This is a genomic window from Pseudomonas sp. 10S4, assembly GCF_034344865.1.
GTDB lineage: Bacteria > Pseudomonadota > Gammaproteobacteria > Pseudomonadales > Pseudomonadaceae > Aquipseudomonas.
The window spans coordinates 3,908,681-3,932,450 of sequence record NZ_CP133774.1 but is presented as its reverse complement, the minus strand read 5'-3'; the positions used below and the strand labels follow the sequence as shown (position 1 = coordinate 3,932,450).

Below are 23,770 nucleotides of genomic sequence, written 5' to 3'. Positions count from 1 at the left end.
ACTCATCCTATTCGCCACTACGCTGTTGTTGATTTTGCCGAACCTGACCAAGGTGATCGGCTAGTCGGTTGGTAAAAAACGGCGCCAAGGTTTGCTATCGCCTCATTAAAAATGTGACTGGCTCGCTACCCGGGCCAGCGTGGGTGTGCCAACCTTTACGGCACTTTCCACGACAGGGATGGCGATCACTTGAAAGCACTTATTTTGTTCGGGGCCTTGCTGTTCGGCACGCCCCTCTACGCCGCACAGCTGAACCTTGAGCTGGGCGCGAGCAGTCGCATCTGGCAGACCGAGGAGTTGCTCAAGCATCCTCAGGTTCAGACCATCACCATCAGCAATGACGTTTCCTATAAACGGGACATGAGCTATCGCGCGGTGCCGTTGGCGGCGTTGTTGACGGGTATCAAGCCTGACGACCATCTGCAAGCGGTGGCATTGGACGGTTTTGCGGCCGAACTGTCAGCGGCCCCGCTGCTGAATAAAGAAGGGGCGCAAGCCTGGTTGGCGATTGAAGACCCGGCCAAGCCGTGGCCGCCGCTGTCCGAGGGCAAGCACAGCGCCGGACCGTTTTATCTGGTGTGGACTCATCCGCAGGCGGGCAACATCAGCCCCGAGCAATGGCCGTTTGAAGTCGCCAGTATCAAGCGCATGGCGCCGGTGGCCGAGCGTTTCCCTGCCCTACTGCCGGATCCGGCGTTGAAGACGGATGATCCGGTGAATCAGGGGTTCGCGTTATTTCAGAAGAATTGCCTGGCGTGTCATCGGCTCAATGGCGCGGGGGATGCGCAGTTCGGACCGGACCTGAATATCCCGTACAACCCGACCGAGTACTTCGGCGCGGATTTCCTCAAGCGCTACATTCGTGATCCGCAGAGTTTGCGTCAGTGGCCGCAGGCGAAGATGCCAGCGTTTTCAGAGCAGGTATTGCCGGCGGGGGATCTGGATTTGCTGGTGGGGTATTTGAGGCATATGGCGGGGCGCAAACAGGTTCCTGCCAAGTAACAAAAAACCTGTGGCGAGGGAGCTTGCTCCCGCTGGGGCGCGAAGCGGCCCTCAAATCAGGCGATGCGGTCCATCAGAAAACCGCATTCGCCGAATTTGCGACTGCTGCGCAGCCGAGCGGGAGCAAGCTCCCTCGCCACAGTTAATCCCCTTATCCCAAAGGAATAGGGTTACTGCTGTTGGACTGAGATCACCGGCGCAGGCGTCGGCGAGACAAACACCTTGGCATGCATCTGCTCGCAACCACCGCCCCGGCGCATCCCGCGTACCGGGCAGGCGTCCAGGTAATCCAGGCCCACCGCCAGTTTCAAATGGCGCTCCGGCCGAGCCAGTTGATTGGTCACGTCAAAGCTATACCAAGCATCATCAAGCCAAGCCTCGGCCCACGCGTGACTGGCCAGGTGCTCACTGTTCTCGCTGTACAAATACCCCGACACATAACGCGCAGGAATGCCCAGGCTGCGAGCGCAGGCGAGAAACGCGTGGGTGTGGTCCTGGCAGACACCGGAACGTCCGGCGAAGGCCTGGGCGGCGCTGGTGTCGACTTCGGTGGAACCCGGCGTGTAGGTCATGTGCTGGTTCAGGCCATGCATCAAGTCGATCAGCGCCGTGCGATCCCGGCGCTTTTTGCATTCCTTTTCAGCAAACGCACGCAGGGCCTGGTCGGCTTCGGTCAGCCGGGTGAAACGCAGGAACGGCAGCGCCGACTGGCTCTCATGCTCGGCTTCGCGCAGTTCGTCGATATCGACCTGGCCACGGGCGCCAATGATGATCGCCTCATGGGGCTCGTCCATGGTCAGCACGTGCAGGATGTTGCCGAACGGATCGAGTTGCGCGCGTACTGGGCGCGGCAGGTCGAGCTGCCAGCTGAGCACGTGCTGGCGCTCGCTGTCGTGGGGTGTCAGTCGCAGGTACTGGATGCTCGCCCGCACCTGATCTTCGTAGTGATAGGTGGTCTCGTGGCTAATGGAAAGTCTCATGCAGCCTCCAGGTAAGAACTGTGAATGGCGTTGCCCAACTGGCGCACCAGCGGGATGAACTCGGTCAGCCAGGCGTGCAGGCCTTCGTCGAGAATTTCGGTGATGCCGGTGTAGCGCAGGCGCGCGTCCATTTCCGCCGCCAGGCGTTGCGCAGGACGGCCGTTGGCCCCCGGCAACTGGGCGAGGATCTGGTCGATTTCTTCGGTGCAGGCGCGCAAGGAACGTGGAACATCGGCGCGCAACAGCAGCAATTCAGCGACATGCCGGGCACCGGGTGCGTCGCGGTAGATCTCGGTGTAAGCCTCGAACGACGACAACGCCCGCAACAACGCACTCCATTGGTAATACGCGTGAGCCGTGCCGTCGCTGACCGCTTCGGCCTGATCGCCGGCCATTTCGTAACGGGCGTCAAGCAGGCGCAACGTGTTGTCGGCCCTTTCGATAAACGTGCCCAGACGAATGAAGCGAAACGCATCGTTACGCATGATCGTGCCGTAGGACGCTCCACGAAACAGGTGTGAACGCTCCTTGATCCACTCGCAGAAACGGCTCATGCCGTAGCGACTCAAGCCCTGTTCGGCGATCCCGCGAATTTCCAGCCAGGTAGCGTTGATGTTTTCCCACATGTCGGCGGTAATTCGCCCACGCACCGCATGAGCACTGGCCCGCGCCGAACCAAGGCAGCTGTAGATGCTCGCCGGGTTGGCCGCGTCCAGGGCGAAAAATGCAGCAGCCGTTCGGCATGCAACTCGCCGTGGCGCTCCAGGTAATCGTCCAGTGTTCCGGTGATCAGCAACGGCATGGCGAGTTCGTGCAAACCGTCACCGCGGCCGTCCTGCGGCATCAGCGACAGCGAATAGCTGATGTCGAGCATCCGTGCGAGGTTTTCCGCCCGCTCCAGATAACGCGACATCCAATACAAATCCGAGGCAGTTCTACTTAACATGGCAGGCTTCCTTCAATCCTCGACCACCCAGGTGTCCTTGGTTCCGCCACCCTGGGAGGAATTCACCACCAGGGAGCCTTCGCGCAGGGCAACACGGGTCAAACCGCCGGGCACAACCCGGGTTTCGCGGCCAGACAATACAAACGGACGCAGGTCGATGTGGCGTGGAGCTATGCCGTTTTCGACAAAGGTCGGACAGGTCGACAGCGACAACGTCGGCTGAGCGATATACGCGTGGGGCTTGGCTTTGATCCGCGCGCGGAACAATTCGATTTCCGCCGCCGTTGCCGCCGGCCCTACCAGCATTCCGTAACCGCCGGAGCCTTGGGTTTCCTTGACCACCAGATCTGGAAGATTGGCCAGTACGTGGGAAAGTTCTGAAGGGTTGCGACACTGGAACGTCGGAACGTTCTTCAGGATCGGCTCTTCATCCAGGTAGAAACGGATCATGTCCGTGACAAATGGATACACCGACTTGTCATCCGCCACCCCGGTGCCGATGGCATTCGCCAGCACCACGTTGCCCGAGCGATAGGACGACAGCAGCCCCGGCACGCCAAGCATCGAGTCCGGGTTGAACGCCAGCGGATCGAGGAACGCATCGTCGAGGCGCCGGTAGATCACGTCGACGGCTTTCGGCCCGTCGGTGGTGCGCATGAAGACTTTGTCCTCGCGCACGAACAGATCCGCGCCTTCCACCAGTTCAACGCCCATTTCCCGAGCGAGAAACGCATGCTCGAAAAACGCGCTGTTGAACCGACCCGGCGTCAACACCACCACGCTCGGGTTATCGATCGGGCTGGAGCTTTTCAGGGTGTCGAGCAACAGGTTCGGATAGTGGTCGATGGGGGCAATGCGTTGCGCCGCGAACAACTCGGGGAACAGTCGCATCATCATCTTGCGGTCTTCGAGCATGTAGCTCACGCCGCTCGGTGTACGAAGATTGTCTTCGAGCACGTAGTACGTGCCGTCGCCATCGCGCACCAAGTCGACGCCGGAGATGTGGGAATAGATATCCCGGTGCAGATCCAGCCCTTGCATCGCCAACTGGTATTGCTCGTTGGCCAGCACTTGCTCGGCCGGAATGATGCCGGCCTTGATGATGCGCTGCTCGTGGTAGAGGTCGGCGAGGAACATGTTCAACGCCTTGACCCGCTGGATGCAGCCACGTTCGACGATCCGCCATTCGCTGGCGGGGATACTGCGGGGAATGGTGTCGAAGGGAATCAGGCGCTCTGTCCCCTGCTCATCACCGTAGAGCGTGAACGTAATCCCGGCACGATGAAACAACAGATCGGCCTCGCGTCGCCGTTGTGCCAAAAGCTCGTCAGGCGTTTCGGCCAGCCAACGGGCAAACTCCCGGTAATGTGGGCGGACCAGGCCGCCGGCATCGTACATCTCATCAAAATAGGTGCGGATCATGCCGTACTCCTTGTCACCCGGACATCTAGGCTTCGCAAGGCCCGTGCCATCGGCATAAACGCTTTGATATCAATCAGTTGGATAATCGCCCCAATCCCACCGCACCAATCCTGTGCGGCAAACGCCCCAACCTGATCGCCCCCGCTTCATTGCGAAGCAATGTTGTCGCCTATCAACAGCATAGTCAGAGTTGATTTCACTGCTCGGGCGTCGATGCGGATAATCCGCGCATTCGTTGCAAAACCTCTCGAACTTCCCTTTAGCCGCCTGTTTAGGCGGCTTTTTTTGCCTGGCTGAAATGTCGTGAAATAAAGCAAAGTCAAAAGATCGCAGCCTTCGGCAGCTCCTACATTGGAATGCGTTCTCCTGTAGGAGCTGCCGAAGGCTGCGATCTTTTGATCTTGATCTTCACAAACCCGGAAACGAAAACGGCCAACCCAAAGGTCAGCCGTTGCTGAGTGTTGTCGCTGTTCATAGTGTTATGCGAGTAGCCCTCGTACCTCCTGTTTGACGCCCCATCCTTCGATAATCCCGCCCAAAGGCTCGACCACCGCCTCGAAGTCCTGCTCAAAGTCGCCAATGCCGTCGTAGGTGGCGTACATCACTTTGCTCAGTTCCAGATGCCACGCGCCGTCGTCGCGCACGCTGATCTGGGCATTCAATGATTCACCACAGAAATAACCTGCCGCCCTGCGCGCCCGCTCCTCGTCCGGAAAAATGGCGTAGAACTCGATGGGATGGAATCGTGAAAAGTCGAAACCGCCTTCTTTCATGCGGCGCAGCACGCTGCTGCTGATGTCTTCTTGATAGGCTGTGCTCATGAAACGTCCTCCTGAACTGATGGATAGACTTTCCGTACTCCCGGCGCCCGCAACCGAATGATGAAGGCGATACGACAAGCAAGTTGCCATTGGGATACAAGCATGTAGCTGACAAGACCAGACCTTAGCGATCCGTTCGCTGATCTCGCTTGCAGAGTAGCCCTAAGTCAGAGCCGCTGCCAAGGTCTGGTTGTGAATGTGACAGGAGAGGGATCAGACGGGAGTAATGCCGAGGATTTGAATGCTGTTCTGGAGCTTGAGCTCTTTGACGCTCGCATCAGCAGTGCGCCCTTCCAGATCATTCAGATCCAGTTCAGCAGCGACAGGCAGGAGCCGGGCCTTGATGAGTTTGGCGGCATGCTCGTTATCCGGGCACTCGTCGCACTCAAAGACTTCATCGACAGTTACGCCGTGATCATCCACGAAAGTGATTTTCCACTTTTGCATCAGTGCCTCCTCGATCAAACCCGCAAATGGGCTTACATCTATCTGGACGTTTGCACTGACTGATCGTTCAAACGGATTACACCGCGCAAGCCTGAATAAAACACATTACCTGTGGGAGCGGGCTTGCTCGCGAATGCGGTGTGTCAGCCGACTTCAATATTGACTGATACGCCGCTTTCGCGAGCAAGCCCGCTCCCACAAGGGGTTGTGGATAACTTTTAGTCGTTGCTTGGCTTATTGATCGCTTGCAGCACGTACTGCGGCATGGCGAACGCGCCGATGTGGATTTCCGGGTTGTAGTAGCGGGTGATGATGCCGCTGCCGGCGAAGCGCTGTTGCAGGATTTCGCGGGACAATTTGCGATAGGCGGTATTGGTCGCGCCCCAAGCGAACGTCATCGCGCCGCCGATGTAGGTCGGAATGGCCGCTTGGTAGAAGTGCCAGTCCGGGAACAGGCTGCGCAGGCGCCCGGCGGTGGTCTGTACTTCACCGAGTTGCATGAACGGCGTGCCGTTCTGGGTGACCAGGATGCCGCCGTCGTTCAGGCAGCGGTGGCAAGCCTGGTAGAAGTTTTCCGAGAACAGCACTTCGCCCGGACCGATCGGGTCGGTGGAGTCGGAAATGATCACGTCGAACTTTTCGGTGGTGGTGGCGACGAAACGCATGCCGTCGTCGATGACCAGGTTCAGGCGTGGATCGTCGTACGCACCTTTGGAGTGGTTCGGCAGGAACTCTTTGCACATGTCGACCACGGTGCCGTCGATCTCGACCATGGTGATGTGCTCGACGCTGCGGTGTTTGGACACTTCACGCAGCATGCCGCCGTCGCCACCGCCGATGATCAACACGCGCTTGGCACTGCCATGGGCGAGGATCGGCACGTGGGTGAGCATTTCGTGGTAGATGAATTCGTCGGCTTCGGTGGTTTGGATCACACCGTCCAGCGCCATCACCCGGCCCATGCGCGGGTTTTCGAAGATCACCAGGTGTTGGTGTTCGGTGCGCACTTCGTGCAGCAGTTTTTCCATGCGAAAACGCTGGCCGTAGCCTTCGTAGAGGGTTTCCAGGTATTCGCTGGTTTTGGTGGTGGTCATGGGAAGTGCTCCGATGAATGCGGTGGCAACGGACGGTTACCCGCCCATGATGGCCAATCGAGAGGCTCGATTGCCCGGGAAAGGCGCGCATTCTACGTTGCGGAACATGACAGGTCGAACGTCACTTGATGACTTGCCGCAATCCCATGTGGGAGCGGGCTTGCTCGCGAAGGCGGAGTGTCAGTCAACATTGATGTTGGATGATAAGCCGCTTTCGCGAGCAAGCCCGCTCCCACAGGTTCGGTGTTCCTACAGGTAAATAGGATTCACCTGTCAGATCCGCACGTTGCCTCGTGGCCCGGCGATAGCCCAGATGATCAGGCCCAGCACCGGCAGCAGCAGGATCAGCAGCACCCAGATGATTTTCATCCCTGTTTCGGCGCCACTTTTCAGCACGTTGATGATTGCCCAGATGTCCAGGGCGAAAATAATCAGAGCTACCAAACTATTAAACGTGGAACCCATGGTGTCGCTCCCAAGATAGTGGCATGCAGTCTTAGGATAGCCGCCCCTTGCGAGGGTTCCGTTTTATTGCATCAAACGTGGATCGCCACTTTCAGCGCTTCCAGGGACGGCGCGGCGGCGATGCCGACTTGGGCGCACAGTTCGAGTACCCGCGGCACGTCGTTGCCATAGACCAGCACCACTTGCAGTTCATCGTCGAGCAACTGGCTGAAGTTCATCAGCGTATAGCCGCCGTTTTCCTTGTTCATGCTGCTCATCTGCACCTGAATGCGGTTGAGCGCGGTCAGCGCTTCAGTCTTGGCCAGTTGCTTGGGCTTGATGTTGAAGTCAACGCCGGGGCCGAACGAGTCGACGATCTGGGCGAACAGGTCCATGTAGGTGTCGGCCTGGAACAGCACAGTTTCTGGCAGACTGCCGACCACCACCCATTCGCCCAGCGGCATCGGGAAGGTGTCGTCGAAGTTGATGTCCGGATTGGCTGTCAGAAAAGCTTCAGGATCGGCGTACGCCTGGGCCGCTTCATCAGCGATTTTCAGGATTTCGTCATCGCCCATGCACCCGGAGCTGATTTTGCTGATGAGTTCGACGAGTGCGGTTTTCATGGGATGGATCCTGTAGCGAGGGAAATTTTAGGGCGCGAAGGATAGCGCATTCAGAATGAAATGCGGACCTGTGGTCCAAGACCTAGATGCCTCAGTGAAGCCTGACACAAAACCTGTGGCGAGGGAGCTTGCTCCCGTTGGGGCGCGTAGCGGCCCTCAAATCAGGCGACGCGATTCGTCAGGGAAACCGCATTCGCCGGGTTTACGACTGCTGCGCAGCCGAACGGGGCAAGCCCCCTCGCCACAAAAACCCCGTTGTCACAGAGAACGCGTCGGATCAGCCGAGCAGTTTTTCGAGTTGCGCCAGGGTATCCGCCGCGCCCATGGTCTTGGCCGCATCCAGCGCAGACACGCCGTTGGCGTCCTTGGCTTTGGGGTCGGCGCCTTTGCTGATCAGGTAGTCGACGATTTCAACGCGGTTGAACATCGCCGCCATCATCAGCGCCGTGCGGCCGTCGAACGACGAACCTTCCACCTGCGCCCCGCCTTCGACCAACGCCGTGACCACTGCCAGGTCGCCCTTGAAGGCGGCGCCGGCAATCGGGCTCTGGCCGTTGTCGTTGCGAATTTCCGGGTCGGCCTTGTGTTCCAGCAGCACTTTCACCGTTTCCACGTGACCGTGGTACGCGGCGAGCATCAGCAAGGTGTCGCCCTTGTGGTTGCGCAGGTTCGGCGGCAGGCCTTTGGTCAGCAGCGCCGCCATCATGGCCGCATCGCCCTCGCGCGCTTTGTTGAACACCTGTTCGGCAAATTCAGCAGCTTCTTCGGGTGTCATCTGGCGGCTTTGGTCAGACATTAGGGACTCCATCATCGGTTATTCGCAAAGCCGACAGTTTCCCGAGCGCTCCGGCGCCTGTCACTCCTTTTTTCTCATGAACGGCCATAGCCAGATTCAATAGCGGTACTTGCCCGCGTGAATATCCGCCAGCACCTGCTCGGTGACTTGCACGTACGTCTGGGTGCCCGGCAGCCAGGCGTAGATCGGGTCATCGCCGGTTTTACCGGGGTCGAAGGCTTCGTCCTTGAGTCGGGTCTTCTGGTATTTGAAGGTCCCGGTGGTCTCCATCTTCACCTTCACCCGCAGAAATAGAGGCACCGCATACGCGGGCATCTGCTGACGCGCGAAGGCCAGCAACTCAGCGAAGTCCAGGGTTGCCAGGGACTCGGCCGGGGTAATCGCCGCCATCCCGGCTCGGCCGTTGGTATTGCGGACCTCCACGCCATAGGCCACCGCCTCGGCAATGTTCGGGTGTTGCAGCAGCATGTTCTCCACTTCCGTGGTCGAGACGTTCTCGCCCTTCCAGCGGTAGGTGTCACCCAAGCGATCGACAAACTGGGCGTGACCGAAACCGATGTTGCGCAGCAAGTCACCGGTATTGAAGTAGCGATCCCCCTTTTCGAACACGTCGTGGAGCACCACTTTCTCGGTTTTCTGCGGATCGGTGTAGCCGTCCAGTGGCGCCTTGTCGTCGATTTTCGCCAGCAACAAGCCTTGCCCGCCCTTGGCGACTTTGCTCATCAAACCCTTGGCATTGCGAATCGGCGCGCCGCTGTCGTGGTCATACGCCACCAGCTCCCAGGACATCAGGGAAAAACCGATGGTGTTGTCGAAGTTGAGGATGTTGGTGAAGCCAATATTGCCGTCACTGGCGGCGTACAGTTCGCAGATATGCTCCACCGCGAATCGCGTCTTGAACTCACGCCATGCGCCGGGACGCAGGCCGTTGCCGATCATCTTGGTCACGCCGTGCTGGTTGTCGTCGGCGCACTGCGGTTGATCCACCAGGTAGCGGCACAACTCGCCAACGTAACCGAGGGTAGTCGCCCGGTACTTACGCACGTCGCCCCAGAACTGGCTGGCGCTGAACTTGCGGCGAATGGCGAACCCCGAGGCGCCGCTGATGGCCGAGCCCCAGCACACGCAAAGCCCGGTGGCGTGGTAAAGCGGCAAGGTGCAATAGACGACGTCGTCGGGGCGCATATTCAGGGCGATCAGCCCGAAACTGGCGGAACTGCGCATCCAGCGACCATGCTTGAAGACGCCCGCCTTGGGCAGCCCGGTGGTGCCGGAGGTGTAGATATAGAAGCAGGCATCGTCGAAAAACACCTGCTGGCTGCTGGCAGGGTTACCGTCCGGGGCGTCGACGCTGGCCGTCATCAGATTGATGAAGCCATCGGGCGAAATGCCCGATTGGCGGTAGGTATCGCAGTCGGCCACAAACCAGGTGCGTGTCTGCGCGATGGAAACCCGCTCGCGAACCGCTGAAAACGCCGGTACCAGCTCCTCGCCGACAATAATCGCCACCGGCGCTACCAGGTTCAGGCTATGGACCAGGGTATCGCGGGTCTGCAAGGTGTTGAGCAATGCGCTGATCGCCCCGACCTTGGCCACGGCCAGGATCGTGACCAGCAACTCCGGGCGGTTCTCGATAAAGATCGCCACCACATCGCCCTTGCCGATCCCTTGAGCGATCAGGTGGTGGGCAATCCGATTGGCCCACTGATTGACCTGCGTATAAGTCAGCGCCACTTCGTCTTGCAGCAACGCGAGGCCGTCGGGATTGCGCAACGTTGCTTGCTCGAAGCTCCAGCCGAGGCCACACGGTTGGGTCGGGTCCTTGACGTTGGCGACCTTCATGCCCTTCACCACGCGGGGAATGGCTTTGGCGATGGTCGGCAATTTGCGGAGCATCATGCCCCAGGTAATCGTGTCGCTCATGGTAGCTCCCGTTCGATCTTCTTATTGTCGGGCGGCGTTGATTGAGCCCGAAAATACGTCAGCGGTTCTGGAGCTGTACACGCGGTTTTTGCAATGTTTTGTATCCGCAGTCGATACCTGCGAAAACATGATCCCTGGCCGCGCCATTCGTTCAATCGAATCCCGTGCGACCACGCAAAATGCAGGATGCACGATGGCCATTCATGCAGATTGCACGAAATCAAAAAACAGCTTTATTTTCAAGCTTTTGATTTATAACGATTATTTAAAAAATAGATACTGGCACAATCACTGCAACTACCTCTCCATGCTTGCCAATCAAGCGCTAACGGAGCCGATAGACATGAGCCTGATCCAAGAAAAATTTACCTCGCTATTCTCCAACTTCGACGTGACCACCCAGGCACGACCTGACGGCGGCATCCTGCTGACACTGCGCAGCACCGAAGGCAAAGTCTTTAAACGCTCGATTTCTTACCAGCAACTGCATGCTGGCGATCAACTTTCGTGGGTGATCAGCGCCATTCGCCGTGACCTCGCCGAACAGGCCAGCGAACTGCCACAGATCTCCATGCTGCAGAGCCAGCAACGGTTTGCGCTGCCGACCTATCACTCGGCGTAAATAGCGCGCTGTAAACAAACAGGCCGTGAGAGCTTTAGCTTCACGGCCTGAGTTGTTTCTGGGATCGCATAGGCACTGTGAATACCTGTGGGAGCGAGCTTGCTCGCGATAGCAGCGTATCAGTCGACATGAGTATTGACTGACAGGACGCCATCGCGAGCAAGCTCGCCCCCACAGATTTCTGTGTTGACGGTTAGAACGTGGCAGGATCAATCCGCGCAAAGCTGTCGACCGTCACATGCCCCGCCAACTCGCCGCCCTCTCGGGCCAGTCCGCAAGTCGCAACGCCCGCCGAGCGTGCTGCGTCCAGTTCTTCGACGATGTCGGACAGGAACAGAATCTGCGAAGCCTCCAGCCCAATCGCCTGGGTAATACGCTCGTAGGACTGCACTTCGCGCTTCGGCCCCGACGTCGTGTCGAAATATCCGCTGAACAACTGCGACAAATCCCCCGCCTCCGAGCAGCCGAAGATCAGTTTCTGCGCCTGGATCGAGCCCGAGGAATAAACAAACAGTTGATAACCGTTCTGATGCCAGCGCTTAAGCGCTTCAACGGCGTCCGGGTAAACATGGCCCTTCAACTGCCCGGCCTGATAACCCTGCTCCCAGACCATCCCTTGCAACGCCTTGAGCGGCGTGGCCTTGCGGTCTTCGGCGATCCAAGCCAGCAGGATCTGTATGACGCGCTCGACATCCGCCTCAGGTTCATTGCTGTCCCGACGCACGGCGTTCAGTTGCTCAGCGACATCCGCCCGGGCGGCGTGCTGACGAACAAAATCCGGCAGGTGCTTGGCGGCGTAAGGAAACAACACGTCGAACACAAAACTCACCGCGCTGGTGGTGCCTTCGATGTCGGTGAGAATTGCTTTGATCGGCATCGGCTCAGTCCTCAAGACGCGGGAAGCGATTGCGCGATGTCTTCGCCGGTGAAGTTGGCGACCCAGCCTTCCGGGTTGTTGAACAGGCGAATCGCAACAAAATGCGGATGCTCGCCCATGTCGAACCAGTGCGGCGTACCGGCCGGCACCGAAATCAGGTCGTTTTTCTCGCAGAGCACGGCGTAGACGTAATCGTCGATGTGCAAGGTAAACAGCCCACGGCCGGCGACGAAAAATCGCACTTCGTCTTCGCCATGGCGGTGTTCATCGAGGAACTTGGCCCGCAGTTCGGCTTTTTGCGGGTGATCACTGTTCAGGCTGATCACGTCGACAGTGATGTAACCGCGTTCGGTCATCAGCTTGTCGATTTGCTCTTGGTAAGCAGCAATCACTTCTTCCTGGCTGGCGCCGGGCTGGATTTTCGCCGTGGCTTGCCAGCGGTCGAAGCGCACGCCCTGCTCGGCCAGGGTCGAGGCGATGTCTTCGAAGTGGGTCAGGACCTTGTTCGGTATTTCCGGGCTGGAGATGTGATAAACGGACAGGCTGCTCATGGGGCAATTCCTCGGTATCGGCCTCACCGTCCGGTTCTTTCAGACCGGTCGGGCGAGGCGTTTCATCAGGCAATGGGCTACTTCTGGTGAAGTCAGCCTTGGCGGTTCATGACGCTGCGGGTCTTCAACTCGCACTCGAACAAAAATTCAAAGGCCTCGATCTGCCGCAACGCGTCACTCATGCGCGCGCCCCAGGTGTAGAGGCCGTGGCCGCGAATCAGGTAGCCGACGCAATCGGGGTGGGCGTCCAGCCAAGGCTGAACCTTGGCGGCCAGGCGCGCAATGTCCTGATCGTTGTCGAAAATCGGCACTCGCACTCGGGACTCGTGGGTCGAGACGCCGCTAAAGGCTTTTTGCAGTTCGTAGTCTTCGAATTCGATGAAGTCCTGCGGCGTCAGGCGCGACAGCACTGTGGCGTTCACCGAATGGGTGTGCAGAACCGCGCCGATCTCGGGGCGCCAGCTGTAGAGTTGGGTGTGCAGCAGGGTTTCGGCGGACGGCTTTTTGCCCGGCTCCAGGCTGTTGCCGGACAAGTCGGTGGCCAGCACATCATCGAGACCCAATTGGCCTTTGTGCTTGCCGGAGACCGTCAGCAGCGCTTCGGTCGGCGACAGGCGCGTCGAATAATTGCTGCTGGTGGCCGGCGACCAGCCGCGACCATACAGAAAACGCCCGGCGTCGATGATTTCCTGGGCGAGGTGTTCACGGGTAAGGCTCATGGCCGGTCCTCTTGCATACGTGTAGCAATGATAACGGCAGCCGCGAAGGCTGCGAGGCTGGCGATACTAAAGGTCAATGTGGGGCCGAGGGCATTCCAGCTGTAGCCGGAATACAACGCGCCGAGTGCGCCGCCGGTGCCGGCCAGTGCGGCGTACAGCGCCTGGCCCTGGCCTTGCTGACGCGCACCGAAACTACGTTGCACGAACTGGATGGCAGACGCGTGAAAGCTGCCGAAGGTGGCCGCGTGCAACACTTGCGCGAACAGCAGCACCCACAGGAATTCAGCAAACGAACCTAGCAGCAACCAACGCAAGGCCGCCAGTAGAAAACTCGCCATCAGCACCCGACGCACCGAGAAGCGCGCGAGGATTTTGCTCATGGCCAGGAACATCAAGACTTCGGCGACCACGCCCACCGCCCAGAGCATGCCGATCACACCCCGGCTGTAACCGAGGCGTTCGAGGTGCAGGGTCAAAAAGGTGTAATACGGGCCGTGACTCATCTGCATCAGCGCAACGCAACCGTAAAACGCCAACACCCCGGGGCTGCGCAATTGCTTGAGGAAGCCCTCCCCCGTCGCCCGTTCGCTCTGGACCGGTTGCGCATTCGGCACCCACAAGCTGCTGACGATGATCCCGGCCATGATCAGCACCAGCGCGACCGGATAGACGTCCAGGCTCAGCCATTCGAACACCCGCCCGAGCGCGACCACGGTGATGATGAAACCGATGGAACCCCACAAGCGGATCTGACTGTAACGCGACGTCTGTCCCTTCAAGTGCGCCAGGGTAATGACTTCGAACTGCGGCAGCACCGCGTGCCAGAAGAACGCGTGCAACGCCATGACCATCGCCAGCCAGGCGTAGGTCTTGCTGACGAAGATCAGCGAGAACGACAGTAATGTGCAGACCGCTCCGAAGCGCACGATGGCCAGGCGTCGGCCGGTGTAGTCACCAAGCCAGCCCCAGATGTTCGGCGCCACGCAGCGCATCAGCATCGGGATCGCCACCAGCTCGCCGATGCGCGCGCTGGAAAAGCCCAGGTGATCGAAGTACAGCGCCAGAAACGGCGCTGTCGATCCGAGCAAGGCGAAATAGAACAGATAGAAACTGGAAAGCCGCCAGTACGGGAGCGCCGCCAACCTCGTCAGAACCCGGCAGTTGTAAGGTCAGCCATTAAAGCTGACCCAACACCGGAGTGCTCACGCGTACGTCGGCGTTCTGCCCACGATGACGCAGCAGGTGATCCATCAGCACGATGGCCATCATCGCTTCGGCAATCGGCGTGGCACGGATGCCGACGCATGGGTCGTGGCGGCCCTTGGTGACAACTTCCACCGGGTTGCCATGGATATCGATGGAACGGCCCGGCGTGGTGATGCTCGACGTCGGTTTCAGCGCCAAATGCGCAACGATTGGCTGACCCGACGAAATCCCGCCGAGAATGCCGCCGGCGTTGTTGCTGAGGAACCCTTGCGGGGTCATTTCATCGCGGTGTTCGGTGCCGCGCTGGGCGACGCTGGCGAAACCGGCGCCGATTTCCACGCCTTTGACTGCGTTGATGCTCATCAGCGCGTGGGCCAGTTCGGCGTCGAGGCGGTCGAAAATCGGCTCGCCGAGGCCAGGCATCACGCCTTCGGCCACAACGGTGATCTTCGCGCCGACCGAATCCTGGTCGCGGCGCAACTGGTCCATATAGGCTTCCAGTTCCGGCACCTTGTCCGGATCAGGGCTGAAGAATGCGTTTTCTTCCACCGAATCCCAGGTCTTGAACGGGATTTCAATCGGCCCGAGCTGGCTCATGTAGCCACGAATGACGATGCCCTGGCTAGCCAGGTACTTCTTGGCAATCGCCCCGGCGGCCACGCGCATGGCGGTTTCCCGCGCCGAACTGCGACCGCCGCCGCGGTAATCGCGTTCGCCGTATTTGTGGTGGTAGGTGTAGTCGGCATGGGCCGGACGGAACAGATCCTTGATCGCCGAGTAGTCCTTGGACTTCTGGTCGGTGTTGCGGATCAACAGGCCAATGGCGCAACCGGTGGTGCGGCCTTCAAACACGCCGCTGAGGATTTCGACTTCGTCGGCTTCCTGGCGCTGAGTGGTGTGGCGGCTGGTGCCGGGTTTGCGGCGGTCAAGGTCACGCTGCAGATCTTCCAGGGAGATCTCCAGACCCGGCGGGCAGCCGTCGACAATGGCGACCAACGCCGGACCATGGCTTTCGCCAGCGGTGGTGACAGTGAACAGCTTGCCGTAGGTATTGCCGGACATGCGGGACGCTCCGTGAAATCGAACCTGAATACGTAATGCGCGCCAGTATACGCAGGCTACCCAAGTAGTTCATCCTCGAACCTTATGGGTGCCTGCGAGTCCAACCGGCATCTTGTTCATGATGGCGTGATGATGCTGCGAGTTCTAGCCTTGAGCCTTACCCTGTTTACCGGCTTTGTCCAGGCCACTGTCCTGCAACGCCCAATCACTTTGGATACCGGCACCGGCGAGCTTTTCGGCTCGCTGTTGCTGCCAAAATCCGACACGCCGGTACCGGTTGTCCTGATCATTTCTGGCTCCGGCCCTACGGATCGTGACGGAAATAACCCCGACGGCGGGCGCAACGACAGCCTTAAGCGGCTGGCCTGGGTGCTGGCCAAACACAACATCGCCAGCGTGCGCTTCGACAAACGTGGCGTGGCGGCGAGCCTGGCCGCCACGCCGGACGAACGCAATTTGTCGGTGGAAGCCTACGTGGCTGACGCCGAAGCCTGGAGCCGCAAGCTCAAATCCGACCCGCGCTTTGGCCAGTTGATTTTGCTCGGCCACAGCGAAGGTGCGTTGATTGCTACGTTGGCAGCGCCGAGTGCTGATGCGGCGGGGGTGATTTCCCTGTCCGGCAGCGCCCGCCCGGTCGATGAGGTGTTGCGCCAGCAATTGAGCAATCGCCTGCCGCCACCGCTGATGCAGCGCAGCAATGAGCTGCTCGACAGCCTCAAGGCCGGGCACACCGACGATAATGTGCCTCCACAGTTGGAGGTGATTTTCCGTCCGAGTGTGCAGCCGTATCTGATTTCGCTGTTTCGCCAGGATCCATCGGCCGCCTTCGCTCGCTTGAAAATGCCGGCGCTGATTGTCCAGGGCAGCCACGACATTCAAGTCGGTGTCGGCGATGCCAAGGCACTGAAAGCCGCCAAACCCGACGCCACACTGGCGGTGATCGAAGGCATGAACCACGTGATGCGCATTGTGCCGAACGACGTGAAACGGCAATTGGCGTCCTACAAGGACCCTAATTTGCCCCTGGCAGCGGAACTGGGCACGCGAATCATCGAGTTTATTGACGGACTTCGCACCAGTTGAGCGCTGTCAGGGGCGTTCTCAACTAGTTTTCACGCCGCGAAAACCAGGAGAGAACGCTCCCTAACCCTCTAGTCTTCAAAAAAACGGCCGATAAGCCTTTGTCGCCAGCGCTATGACTGGCGGCAAGCGCTTGGACAGGATCTCGCCGTTATGACTGATACCCAGACTTCACCCGACACCACCGCTGAAAAAGACGCACCTCCAGTGGTCGAGCTGCCGTGGGCGGACGTCCACGTCGAGCACCACAAGATGCTCCGCCTGGCGCCGTTGCAGACCGACCGCAATACGGGTGGCCGGCCACTGCGCTTTGTCGAGTTCGGTTACGCCGAGCGCAACAGCAAGGAACACAGCCTGATGCGCATGACCATCTCGCTGCCAGGCCAGCGGGTGCGCAAGGAACAGAATCATCTGGACGTCTGGGTCGATCACGAGACCAAACGCGTGCATTTCGGACCGGCCAGCGGCTTGCAGATCGAACCGATGAACCGTGGCATCGGCCGTTACCTGGCGGCTCAAGGCATTTCCTGGGCGAAAAAACGCTGGCCCGGCTACACCGTCGACGGCAGCGACCTGAACAACAAGGATGCGTTGAACGAAGACACGCGCCTGCGCCGCGATCACTTTTTGCGGGTGCATGGTTTTGACGTGGTTTACGCCGACGCCCAGCATTTGAAGGGCAGCGTCAAAGAGGTGCAGGTCAGCGATTTGCTGACCGACTGGAATACCGAAAAGCTGCAGCAGGTGGAAATTCTCGAAGCTGCGCAGATGCTTCAGCAGGCCGAGCAGAACCTGGCCGAGCAGGAAGTGAAGCTCAAGAAACACGAAGAAAAAGTTACCAAGTACAAGCGCGAAGATGCCGGGCTGCGATTTACCATCAGTTGCCTGGTGGCGTTTGCGGTGTTTCAGGCGGGGTTGTTGATCTGGATTGCGACGCACCGGTAAAGATTCAAGACCGAGGCGCGGCTATTCGCGAGCAAGCCCGCTCCCACAGGAGAATGCATTCCAATGTGGGAGCGGGCTTGCTCGCGAAGGCTTTCTTATGTCAGACGCGAGAAGCAAACACCGCTTGATGATCGCGGCACTGCTCCGCCGTCAACATGAACACCCCATGCCCACCGCGCTCGAAATCAAGCCAGGCGAAGTCGACTTCCGGGTACAGCGCTTCGACGTGAACCTGGCTGTTGCCCACTTCGACAATCAGCAAGCCCTTCTCGGTCAGGTGATTCGCCGCTTCGGCGAGCATCCGGCGTACCAGGTTCAAACCGTCGTCACCGCAGGCCAGGCCCAATTCCGGTTCGTGCTGGTATTCGTCCGGCATGTCCGCGAAATCTTCCGCATCGACGTAGGGCGGGTTCGACACGATCAGGTCGAAACGTTGCCCCGGCAAGCCATCAAAGCCATCGCCCTGAACCGTGTACACCCGCTCATCGACGCCATGGCGCTCGATGTTCTGGTTGGCCACTTCCAGCGCTTCGAACGACAGGTCGGCCAGCACCACTTCGGCGTTCTGGAATTCGTAGGCACAGGCGATACCGATGCAACCGGAACCGGTGCACAGGTCAAGAATCCGCGCCGGGTCGGTGCCCAGCCACGGAGCGAAGCGCTTTTCGATCAGCTCGCCAATCGGTGAACGCGGGATCAGCACCCGCTCATCGACGATGAACGACATGCCGCAGAACCAGGCCTCGCCCAACAAGTACGCAGTAGGAATGCGTTCTTCGATACGACGCTTGAGCAAGCGTTGCAGATTGACCAGCTCATCGTCTTCCAGATTGCAGTCCAGATAGCTGTCGGCAATTTCCCACGGCAGGTGCAGCGCACCCAGCACCAGTTGACGGGCTTCGTCCCAGGCGTTGTCGGTCCCATGGCCGAAAAACAGATCCTCCCCATGGAAGCGGCTGACGGCCCAACGGATATGGTCACGCAGGGTACGAAGTCGGGAAGTGATCACGGGGGCAACTCCAAATAAAACGACTGGCAGAAAAACGACTGGCGATTCTAACAGCCAAAACGCTTCCCGACGACGCAGGAAAAACACCGGATCAGATGTAGGACTTATCCATTTTTTCGGTTGGCTATTGAACAAAACGAGCATCTTGACAAGGCTGCAAGCCAGCAAAGACGGTGCCTACGATGGTAGCGATTCACAGAACCGCTCAGCCAGAGGACAATGTCGCAAAAGCCCCACTCCAAGGAGCCCCAGAATGTCCGTTCCACAAACGATGTTTCAACTCAGCGGTCGCGGTTATCCGGCGGCCAAACTGAGCCAGGCGACCCTCATCATCATCGATGCTCAGAAAGAATACCTCAGCGGCCCGTTGGCCCTGAGCGGCATGGATGCTGCCGTCGCGAACATCAAGCAAATCGTGGCCGCTGCCCGTGCAGCCGGTCGGCCGATTGTGCACGTGCGTCACCTCGGCACCGTCGGCGGGCTGTTCGATCCACAGGGCGAGCGCGGTGAGTTCATCCCGGGGCTGGAGCCACACGCCGACGAAACCATCATCGGCAAGTTGCTGCCGAGCGCGTTCCACGGCACCACGCTGTACGATCGTCTGCAAGAACTCGGCTCCCTGGACTTGATCGTCTGCGGGTTCATGAGCCATTCCAGCGTCAGCACCACCGTGCGCGCCGCCAAGAACCTGGGCTTTCGCTGCACTCTGGTCGAAGACGCCTGTGCCACCCGCGACCTGCCTTACAAGGGCGGTGTACTCAGCGCCGAGCACGTTCAGCAGACCGAAATGGCGATCATGGCGGACAACTTCGCCACCCTCGCCCTGACCCACGATCTGATCTGATCGACTCCAGATGAGCGGCTAATGCCGCCGCTCATCCGCAAAAGCATCTCATTTTCTGCAATTGTCTTAGCCTCAGGAACATCCCGGACAACTCCCGGTCGAAGGGCCGATACCCATTGAGGAAGGTCGGAATGAAGTTATCCGATGGTTTTGACGCACGCCGCCTGCGGCCCAAAAGCCGAAGCAACTGGCGTTATAGATTCGGCGCAGCAATTGCCGCCCTGCTGGCGATGGGCGGTGTGCTGCTCGCCATGGCTGGTGCCGCCAGCCTGTTCGGCCACGCGCCCGCCATGGGCGAATTGAATACCAACCGCGTCGGTGCGGCTGTGATTCTGGCGATTGGCCTGTTCGTGCTGTACATCGGCGTGTGGCTCTGGCGTCGCTGCCGGCGCCGTTCGCGCCAGTCGCGGGAGCTGAATTTGTCCCCGCACCTGATGAAAAAACACGACTGAATCAACGGCCCGTCGATCTGACGGGCCCAATTGTTATGGATGGCGCCTCGACTTGGGTAAACTGGCGGCCTTCGCGGAGGCTGACATGCAAGACGACGATTTTTCCCTGTTTAAAAGTGCGACCCAAGGCATCAAGCCGATCAAGCACGATCGCGCCGAAACCGGCAAACCCAAAAGCGACCGCGCGCAAATCGCCAAGCTGCGTCAGGCCGCCACCGTGCGCACCGATGCCACCACCGTTGATGGGCTGTCGGATCAGTTCGTCATCGATGTCGGCCCGGAAGACGAGTTGATGTGGGCGCGCGACGGCGTTCAGGAAAGCCAGATACGCAAACTCAAGATTGGCCAGATCCCGTTCGAAGGCAGCCTCGACCTGCACGGCATGAACGTGGAAAAGGCTCGGGAAACCCTTTGGGCCTTTCTCGCCGAAGCCACCAAATTCGAAATCCGCTGCGTACGCGTCACTCACGGCAAAGCTGTGCGCCTGGACGGCAAGCGGCCGATGATCAAAAGCCACGTCAACACCTGGCTGCGCCAGCATTCCCAAGTACTCGGCTTCACCTCGTGCCAACCGAAACACGGTGGTGCCGGCGCGGTGTATGTGATGCTCAAACGCACCATGATGGAAGGCCGCGACGAGTAAAGCTGTCGCGCCACGCTTGCAGCGCCGTGTCCGCCACCGTACCCTTGACCTTTGCGAAAAATCCCACAGGTAGTTTCATGTCCCTGGAACAGAATTACACCGCGATTCTCGGCCAATTGGGCGAGGACGTGTCCCGCGAGGGCCTGCTCGACACGCCAAAGCGTGCCGCCAAAGCCATGCAGTACCTTTGCCGCGGTTATGAACAGACACTGGAAGAAGTCACCAATGGTGCCTTGTTCAGCTCCGACAACAGCGAAATGGTGCTGGTCAAGGACATCGAGCTCTACTCGTTGTGCGAACACCACCTGCTGCCGTTCATCGGCAAGGCCCACGTCGCCTATATCCCGAGCGGCAAGGTATTGGGGTTGTCGAAAGTCGCGCGGATCGTCGATATGTACGCCCGCCGCCTGCAGATCCAGGAAAACCTCAGCCGCCAGATCGCCGATGCGGTCCAGCAAGTCACCGGCGCCCTGGGCGTTGCGGTGGTGATTGAGGCCAAGCACATGTGCATGATGATGCGCGGTGTGGAGAAGCAGAATTCGTCGATGATCACTTCGGTGATGCTCGGTGAGTTCCGCGAAAACGCTGCCACTCGCAGCGAGTTTCTCAGCCTGATCAAGTAACTCGCAGCACGAAGAAAACCGGCACTCATCGCCGGTTTTTTTCGCCTGTGAAAAATCAGGTAAGCTGCGCGCCTTCTGTTTGCCCTTGTGAGGCTTCTACCGTGTTCGTTAAAGCGCTTCGTGTCGGCCTTGGCCAACTGATCATCTTCATCGACTTCATCACCCGTCCGGGCAAAAAGCAGCGCCCCGCCGCCGCTCAGGCTCAGGTTGAAGCGGATGCCAAGGACCTGACGCTGTATCAGTTCCACGCCTGCCCGTTCTGCGTGAAAACCCGCCGCACCCTGCGCCGTTTGAACGTGCCAGTGGCGTTGCGCGATGCGAAGAATAACGAACTGGATCGCAAGGCCCTGCTCGAGCAAGGCGGCAAGATCAAAGTGCCGTGCCTGCGGATTGAAGAGAATGGGCAGACCACCTGGATGTATGAATCCAAGGTGATTATTGATTATCTGGATAAGCGGTTTGCAGCGTCCTGATGATTTTTGGGTGTTTGAACTGACGCCATCGCGAGCAAGCTCGCGATGAGGCCCTCCCCGGCACCGCAAATTTCGGACAAAAATAAACCGGCCCTTGAGCCGGTTTTTTGTTTCTGTCGTCAGGCGGCTTCTGCTGCCTGGGCCTGCCTAACAACCGTCGCCAACCGCTTGAGCCCTTCATCCAATCGCGCCGGGTCGATGTGGCTGAAATTCAACCGCAGGTGACCGGGGTTGTTGTCCGGGTCTGGGAAAAACGGCTCCCCCGGCATAAACGCTACGTCCGCCGCCAGTGCGTCCTTGAGCAAGGTCCGGGTGTCCAGCGGTTGCTTGAGCGTCAGCCAGAAAAACAACCCACCTTGCGGCACGTTCCAGTCCGCCAGATCAGAAAAGTGCGTTTCCAACGCCGACTGAAACGCATCCCGACGAACCCGGTAAAAATCCCGCAACTCGCTCAAGTGCTGCTGGAATTTCTCGGTGCCAATCCATTGCAGCGCCTGCCACTGGCCCACGCGATTGGTGTGCAAGTCCGCCGATTGCTTAAGTTTCAGCAAGTGCGGGAACAGGTCGGGACTGGCAATCAAGTAGCCGACCCGCAGGCCCGGCAGCAGGGTTTTGGACACGGTGCCGGTGTAGATCCAACTGGCGTTTTTCAAGCGACTGACGATCGGTGTTGCGCTGCCGCCGTCGAAGGTCAGTTCGCGGTAGGGTTCGTCTTCGATCAGCGTGACGCCGAACTCGTCCAGCAACGCGGCCACGGCATCGCGCTTGGCTTCGCTGTAGCGCACTGCCGACGGGTTCTGGAAGGTCGGAATCAGGTAAATGAACGCAGGCTTGTGATTCTCCAGTCGCGAACGCAACTGTGCCAGGTTCGGACCGTCTGCTTCCTGCGGCACGGTGATGCAGTCGGCGCCGAACAGCTGGAAAATCTGCAACGCCGCCAGATAAGTCGGCGCTTCGAGCAAAATTTCGGTGCCTTTGTCGATGTAGAGCTTGGCCGCCAGATCGAGGGTTTGCTGGGAGCCGCTGACCACCAACACCTGGCTCGCCTCACACGGCACGCCCAGCGCCCTCGCCTCGCCCGCCAGTGCTTCACGCAGTGCCGGCTCGCCTTCGCTCATGCCGTATTGACCCATGGACAGCGGCATGTCAGCCCACTCGACTTTCGGCAGCATCGCTTCGGCCGGCAAGCCGCCAGCGAACGACATCACTTCCGGACGCTGGGCGGCGGCAAGGATTTCACGGATCAAAGAACTTTTAAGGCGCGAGACACGTTCGGAAAAAGCCATGGGGGTCACCGGTAGCGGGGCCTGAAGGAAATGAGTCAAACTGGTTGACCGAAATTACGATAGCTTGAGCGGATACGTCAACATGCTTGACCTTAAAAACCCCACGACCCAGCAACAAGCGATGGAAGCGTTTTTCTTCGGCTACCAGGCTTTCACGGCCAAGGCTGACGAGATGCTTGAGCGTCGCGGCTTGAGCCGGGTGCATCAGCGCATCGTGTTTTTCATCGCCCGTTACCCGAACCTGAGTGTGAAGGAGTTGCTGGCATTGCTCGGCGTGACCAAACAGGCGTTGAACATTCCACTGCGTCAGTTGGTGGAGATGCATTTGGTGGACAGCGTGGCGTCCGAGACTGACAAGCGAAAACGGCTGCTCGAATTGACTGACGATGGCGCGCGGTTTGAGCAATCGCTGCGGCGTGAGCAGGTGACGTTGCTGGAGCGGGTATTTGCCGAGGCTGGGGAGACGGCGGTGAATGGGTGGTTGGCGGTGAATCTGGCGTTGGGAGAAGTGACCCGGGTTGACCGGTCAGACGCCTGACTGTGGCGAGGGAGCTTGTCGAAACGTCCCGTTCGGCTGCGCAGCAGTCGTAGGCAATGATGATTGCGTTAAGCCTGAAAGCTCCAGGCGCCTGATTTCGGGGCCGCTGCGCGCCCCAGCGGGAGCAAGCTCCCTCGCCACAAAAGCTCACTGGACATCACATTTCATTTCCATATATCCCGCCTTCCAATAATTTCGCCGACAAAACCGAAAACATTATTTGCTTTATTTGTATACAAAAGCATAATCCACTTCGTGCGAGTTCCTGACCAAGCGGTCAACAAATTCGCAAGTGCCTCAAAGGGCCGCTGCCACCCTCATGGGTCCGGCCCTGGAAATAAA

General features: G+C 59.2%; 25 protein-coding genes and 2 pseudogenes. 10 read left to right on the top strand and 17 right to left on the bottom strand.

Annotated elements, in window-relative coordinates; translation table 11 throughout:
* Positions 1-189 precede the first annotated feature (189 nt).
* Positions 190-1,002: a c-type cytochrome gene (locus RHM58_RS18410; protein ID WP_322267841.1), complete on the top strand. Its 813-nt coding sequence runs from the start codon at positions 190-192 to the stop codon at positions 1,000-1,002.
* A 170-nt stretch (positions 1,003-1,172) separates the two neighbouring features.
* Here RHM58_RS18410 and RHM58_RS18405 read toward each other — a convergent pair whose 3' ends face one another.
* The 10 genes and pseudogenes from RHM58_RS18405 to RHM58_RS18360 form a co-directional block, all read right to left on the bottom strand.
* Complete coding sequence (locus tag RHM58_RS18405) at positions 1,173-1,982, bottom strand: transglutaminase family protein (protein WP_201255940.1); 810 nt, start codon at positions 1,980-1,982, stop codon at positions 1,173-1,175.
* Positions 1,979-2,895, bottom strand: a pseudogene (locus RHM58_RS18400) (alpha-E domain-containing protein). Before RHM58_RS18400 ends, RHM58_RS18405 begins: the two are co-directional and overlap by 4 nt.
* A 45-nt stretch (positions 2,896-2,940) precedes the next feature.
* Positions 2,941-4,350 (bottom strand): circularly permuted type 2 ATP-grasp protein, encoded by a 1,410-nt coding sequence (locus RHM58_RS18395; protein ID WP_322267840.1) that lies wholly within the window; start codon positions 4,348-4,350, stop codon positions 2,941-2,943.
* 479 nt (positions 4,351-4,829) lie between these two features.
* Complete coding sequence (locus RHM58_RS18390; protein WP_201255941.1) at positions 4,830-5,171, bottom strand: ribonuclease E inhibitor RraB; 342 nt, start codon at positions 5,169-5,171, stop codon at positions 4,830-4,832.
* Positions 5,172-5,384: 213 nt separating this feature from the next.
* Positions 5,385-5,618 (bottom strand): hypothetical protein, encoded by a 234-nt coding sequence (locus tag RHM58_RS18385; RefSeq protein ID WP_201202016.1) that lies wholly within the window; start codon positions 5,616-5,618, stop codon positions 5,385-5,387.
* 218 nt (positions 5,619-5,836) lie between these two features.
* Positions 5,837-6,712, bottom strand: a complete 876-nt coding sequence (gene speE / locus RHM58_RS18380) for a polyamine aminopropyltransferase (RefSeq protein WP_201196204.1) — start codon at positions 6,710-6,712, stop codon at positions 5,837-5,839.
* A 273-nt stretch (positions 6,713-6,985) separates the two neighbouring features.
* On the bottom strand, positions 6,986-7,177 hold the full coding sequence (locus RHM58_RS18375) for a PLDc N-terminal domain-containing protein (RefSeq protein ID WP_201196203.1): 192 nt from the start codon (positions 7,175-7,177) through the stop codon (positions 6,986-6,988).
* A 71-nt stretch (positions 7,178-7,248) separates the two neighbouring features.
* The gene (locus tag RHM58_RS18370) at positions 7,249-7,779 is read right to left on the bottom strand and encodes a hypothetical protein (protein WP_322267839.1); all 531 of its coding nucleotides are present in this window, start codon (positions 7,777-7,779) and stop codon (positions 7,249-7,251) included.
* 277 nt (positions 7,780-8,056) lie between these two features.
* Positions 8,057-8,575 carry an ankyrin repeat domain-containing protein gene (locus RHM58_RS18365; RefSeq protein WP_201202010.1) on the bottom strand — a complete coding sequence of 173 codons (519 nt, stop codon included), beginning with the start codon at positions 8,573-8,575 and terminating at the stop codon, positions 8,057-8,059.
* 96 nt (positions 8,576-8,671) lie between these two features.
* A complete protein-coding gene (locus tag RHM58_RS18360) occupies positions 8,672-10,498 on the bottom strand; it encodes a long-chain-acyl-CoA synthetase (RefSeq protein WP_322267838.1) in 1,827 nt (608 codons plus the stop codon).
* A gap of 343 nt (positions 10,499-10,841) precedes the next feature.
* On the opposite strand from RHM58_RS18360, the gene RHM58_RS18355 reads away from it, so the two are divergent.
* Positions 10,842-11,120 (top strand): DUF3509 domain-containing protein, encoded by a 279-nt coding sequence (locus RHM58_RS18355; RefSeq protein ID WP_054048577.1) that lies wholly within the window; start codon positions 10,842-10,844, stop codon positions 11,118-11,120.
* A 193-nt stretch (positions 11,121-11,313) separates the two neighbouring features.
* On the opposite strand, the gene mtnC is transcribed toward RHM58_RS18355, so the two are convergent.
* The 5 genes and pseudogenes from mtnC to aroC form a co-directional block, all read right to left on the bottom strand.
* A complete protein-coding gene (gene mtnC, locus RHM58_RS18350) occupies positions 11,314-11,997 on the bottom strand; it encodes an acireductone synthase (RefSeq protein ID WP_322267837.1) in 684 nt (227 codons plus the stop codon).
* A gap of 4 nt (positions 11,998-12,001) precedes the next feature.
* Positions 12,002-12,548 (bottom strand): annotated as a pseudogene (locus RHM58_RS18345) (1,2-dihydroxy-3-keto-5-methylthiopentene dioxygenase).
* Positions 12,549-12,640: 92 nt separating this feature from the next.
* Positions 12,641-13,267, bottom strand: a complete 627-nt coding sequence (locus tag RHM58_RS18340; RefSeq protein WP_054048583.1) for a methylthioribulose 1-phosphate dehydratase — start codon at positions 13,265-13,267, stop codon at positions 12,641-12,643.
* Positions 13,264-14,409 (bottom strand): MFS transporter, encoded by a 1,146-nt coding sequence (locus RHM58_RS18335; RefSeq protein WP_201202002.1) that lies wholly within the window; start codon positions 14,407-14,409, stop codon positions 13,264-13,266. Before RHM58_RS18335 ends, RHM58_RS18340 begins: the two co-directional genes overlap by 4 nt.
* 34 nt (positions 14,410-14,443) lie before the next feature.
* The gene (gene aroC / locus RHM58_RS18330) at positions 14,444-15,535 is read right to left on the bottom strand and encodes a chorismate synthase (RefSeq protein WP_201202001.1); all 1,092 of its coding nucleotides are present in this window, start codon (positions 15,533-15,535) and stop codon (positions 14,444-14,446) included.
* An 84-nt stretch (positions 15,536-15,619) separates the two neighbouring features.
* Here aroC and RHM58_RS18325 point away from each other — a divergent pair, with 84 nt between their 5' ends.
* Both RHM58_RS18325 and RHM58_RS18320 read left to right on the top strand, forming a co-directional pair.
* Complete coding sequence (locus RHM58_RS18325) at positions 15,620-16,618, top strand: alpha/beta hydrolase (RefSeq protein ID WP_201201999.1); 999 nt, start codon at positions 15,620-15,622, stop codon at positions 16,616-16,618.
* Between the two features lie 150 nt (positions 16,619-16,768).
* The gene (locus RHM58_RS18320; RefSeq protein WP_322267836.1) at positions 16,769-17,560 is read left to right on the top strand and encodes a hypothetical protein; all 792 of its coding nucleotides are present in this window, start codon (positions 16,769-16,771) and stop codon (positions 17,558-17,560) included.
* Between the two features lie 100 nt (positions 17,561-17,660).
* On the opposite strand, the gene prmB is transcribed toward RHM58_RS18320, so the two are convergent.
* Positions 17,661-18,569 (bottom strand): 50S ribosomal protein L3 N(5)-glutamine methyltransferase, encoded by a 909-nt coding sequence (gene prmB / locus RHM58_RS18315; RefSeq protein WP_201201995.1) that lies wholly within the window; start codon positions 18,567-18,569, stop codon positions 17,661-17,663.
* A gap of 253 nt (positions 18,570-18,822) precedes the next feature.
* Here prmB and RHM58_RS18310 point away from each other — a divergent pair, with 253 nt between their 5' ends.
* The 5 genes from RHM58_RS18310 to RHM58_RS18290 all read left to right on the top strand — a co-directional run bounded on the left by RHM58_RS18310 (position 18,823) and on the right by RHM58_RS18290 (position 21,604).
* On the top strand, positions 18,823-19,413 hold the full coding sequence (locus tag RHM58_RS18310) for a cysteine hydrolase family protein (protein ID WP_201194695.1): 591 nt from the start codon (positions 18,823-18,825) through the stop codon (positions 19,411-19,413).
* Positions 19,414-19,544: 131 nt separating this feature from the next.
* Positions 19,545-19,865: a hypothetical protein gene (locus tag RHM58_RS18305; protein ID WP_201201994.1), complete on the top strand. Its 321-nt coding sequence runs from the start codon at positions 19,545-19,547 to the stop codon at positions 19,863-19,865.
* Positions 19,866-19,950: 85 nt separating this feature from the next.
* Positions 19,951-20,508: a Smr/MutS family protein gene (locus RHM58_RS18300; RefSeq protein ID WP_201194699.1), complete on the top strand. Its 558-nt coding sequence runs from the start codon at positions 19,951-19,953 to the stop codon at positions 20,506-20,508.
* 77 nt (positions 20,509-20,585) lie between these two features.
* Positions 20,586-21,131: a GTP cyclohydrolase I FolE gene (folE, locus tag RHM58_RS18295; RefSeq protein WP_003204506.1), complete on the top strand. Its 546-nt coding sequence runs from the start codon at positions 20,586-20,588 to the stop codon at positions 21,129-21,131.
* 101 nt (positions 21,132-21,232) lie between these two features.
* Entirely contained in the window at positions 21,233-21,604 is a 372-nt protein-coding gene (locus tag RHM58_RS18290; protein WP_322267835.1) for a glutathione S-transferase N-terminal domain-containing protein, read from the top strand.
* A 119-nt stretch (positions 21,605-21,723) separates the two neighbouring features.
* Here RHM58_RS18290 and RHM58_RS18285 read toward each other — a convergent pair whose 3' ends face one another.
* Positions 21,724-22,890: a PLP-dependent aminotransferase family protein gene (locus tag RHM58_RS18285; RefSeq protein ID WP_322267834.1), complete on the bottom strand. Its 1,167-nt coding sequence runs from the start codon at positions 22,888-22,890 to the stop codon at positions 21,724-21,726.
* Between the two features lie 82 nt (positions 22,891-22,972).
* On the opposite strand from RHM58_RS18285, the gene RHM58_RS18280 reads away from it, so the two are divergent.
* Positions 22,973-23,428 carry a MarR family winged helix-turn-helix transcriptional regulator gene (locus RHM58_RS18280; RefSeq protein WP_322267833.1) on the top strand — a complete coding sequence of 152 codons (456 nt, stop codon included), beginning with the start codon at positions 22,973-22,975 and terminating at the stop codon, positions 23,426-23,428.
* The last annotated feature ends 342 nt before the right edge of the window (positions 23,429-23,770 follow it).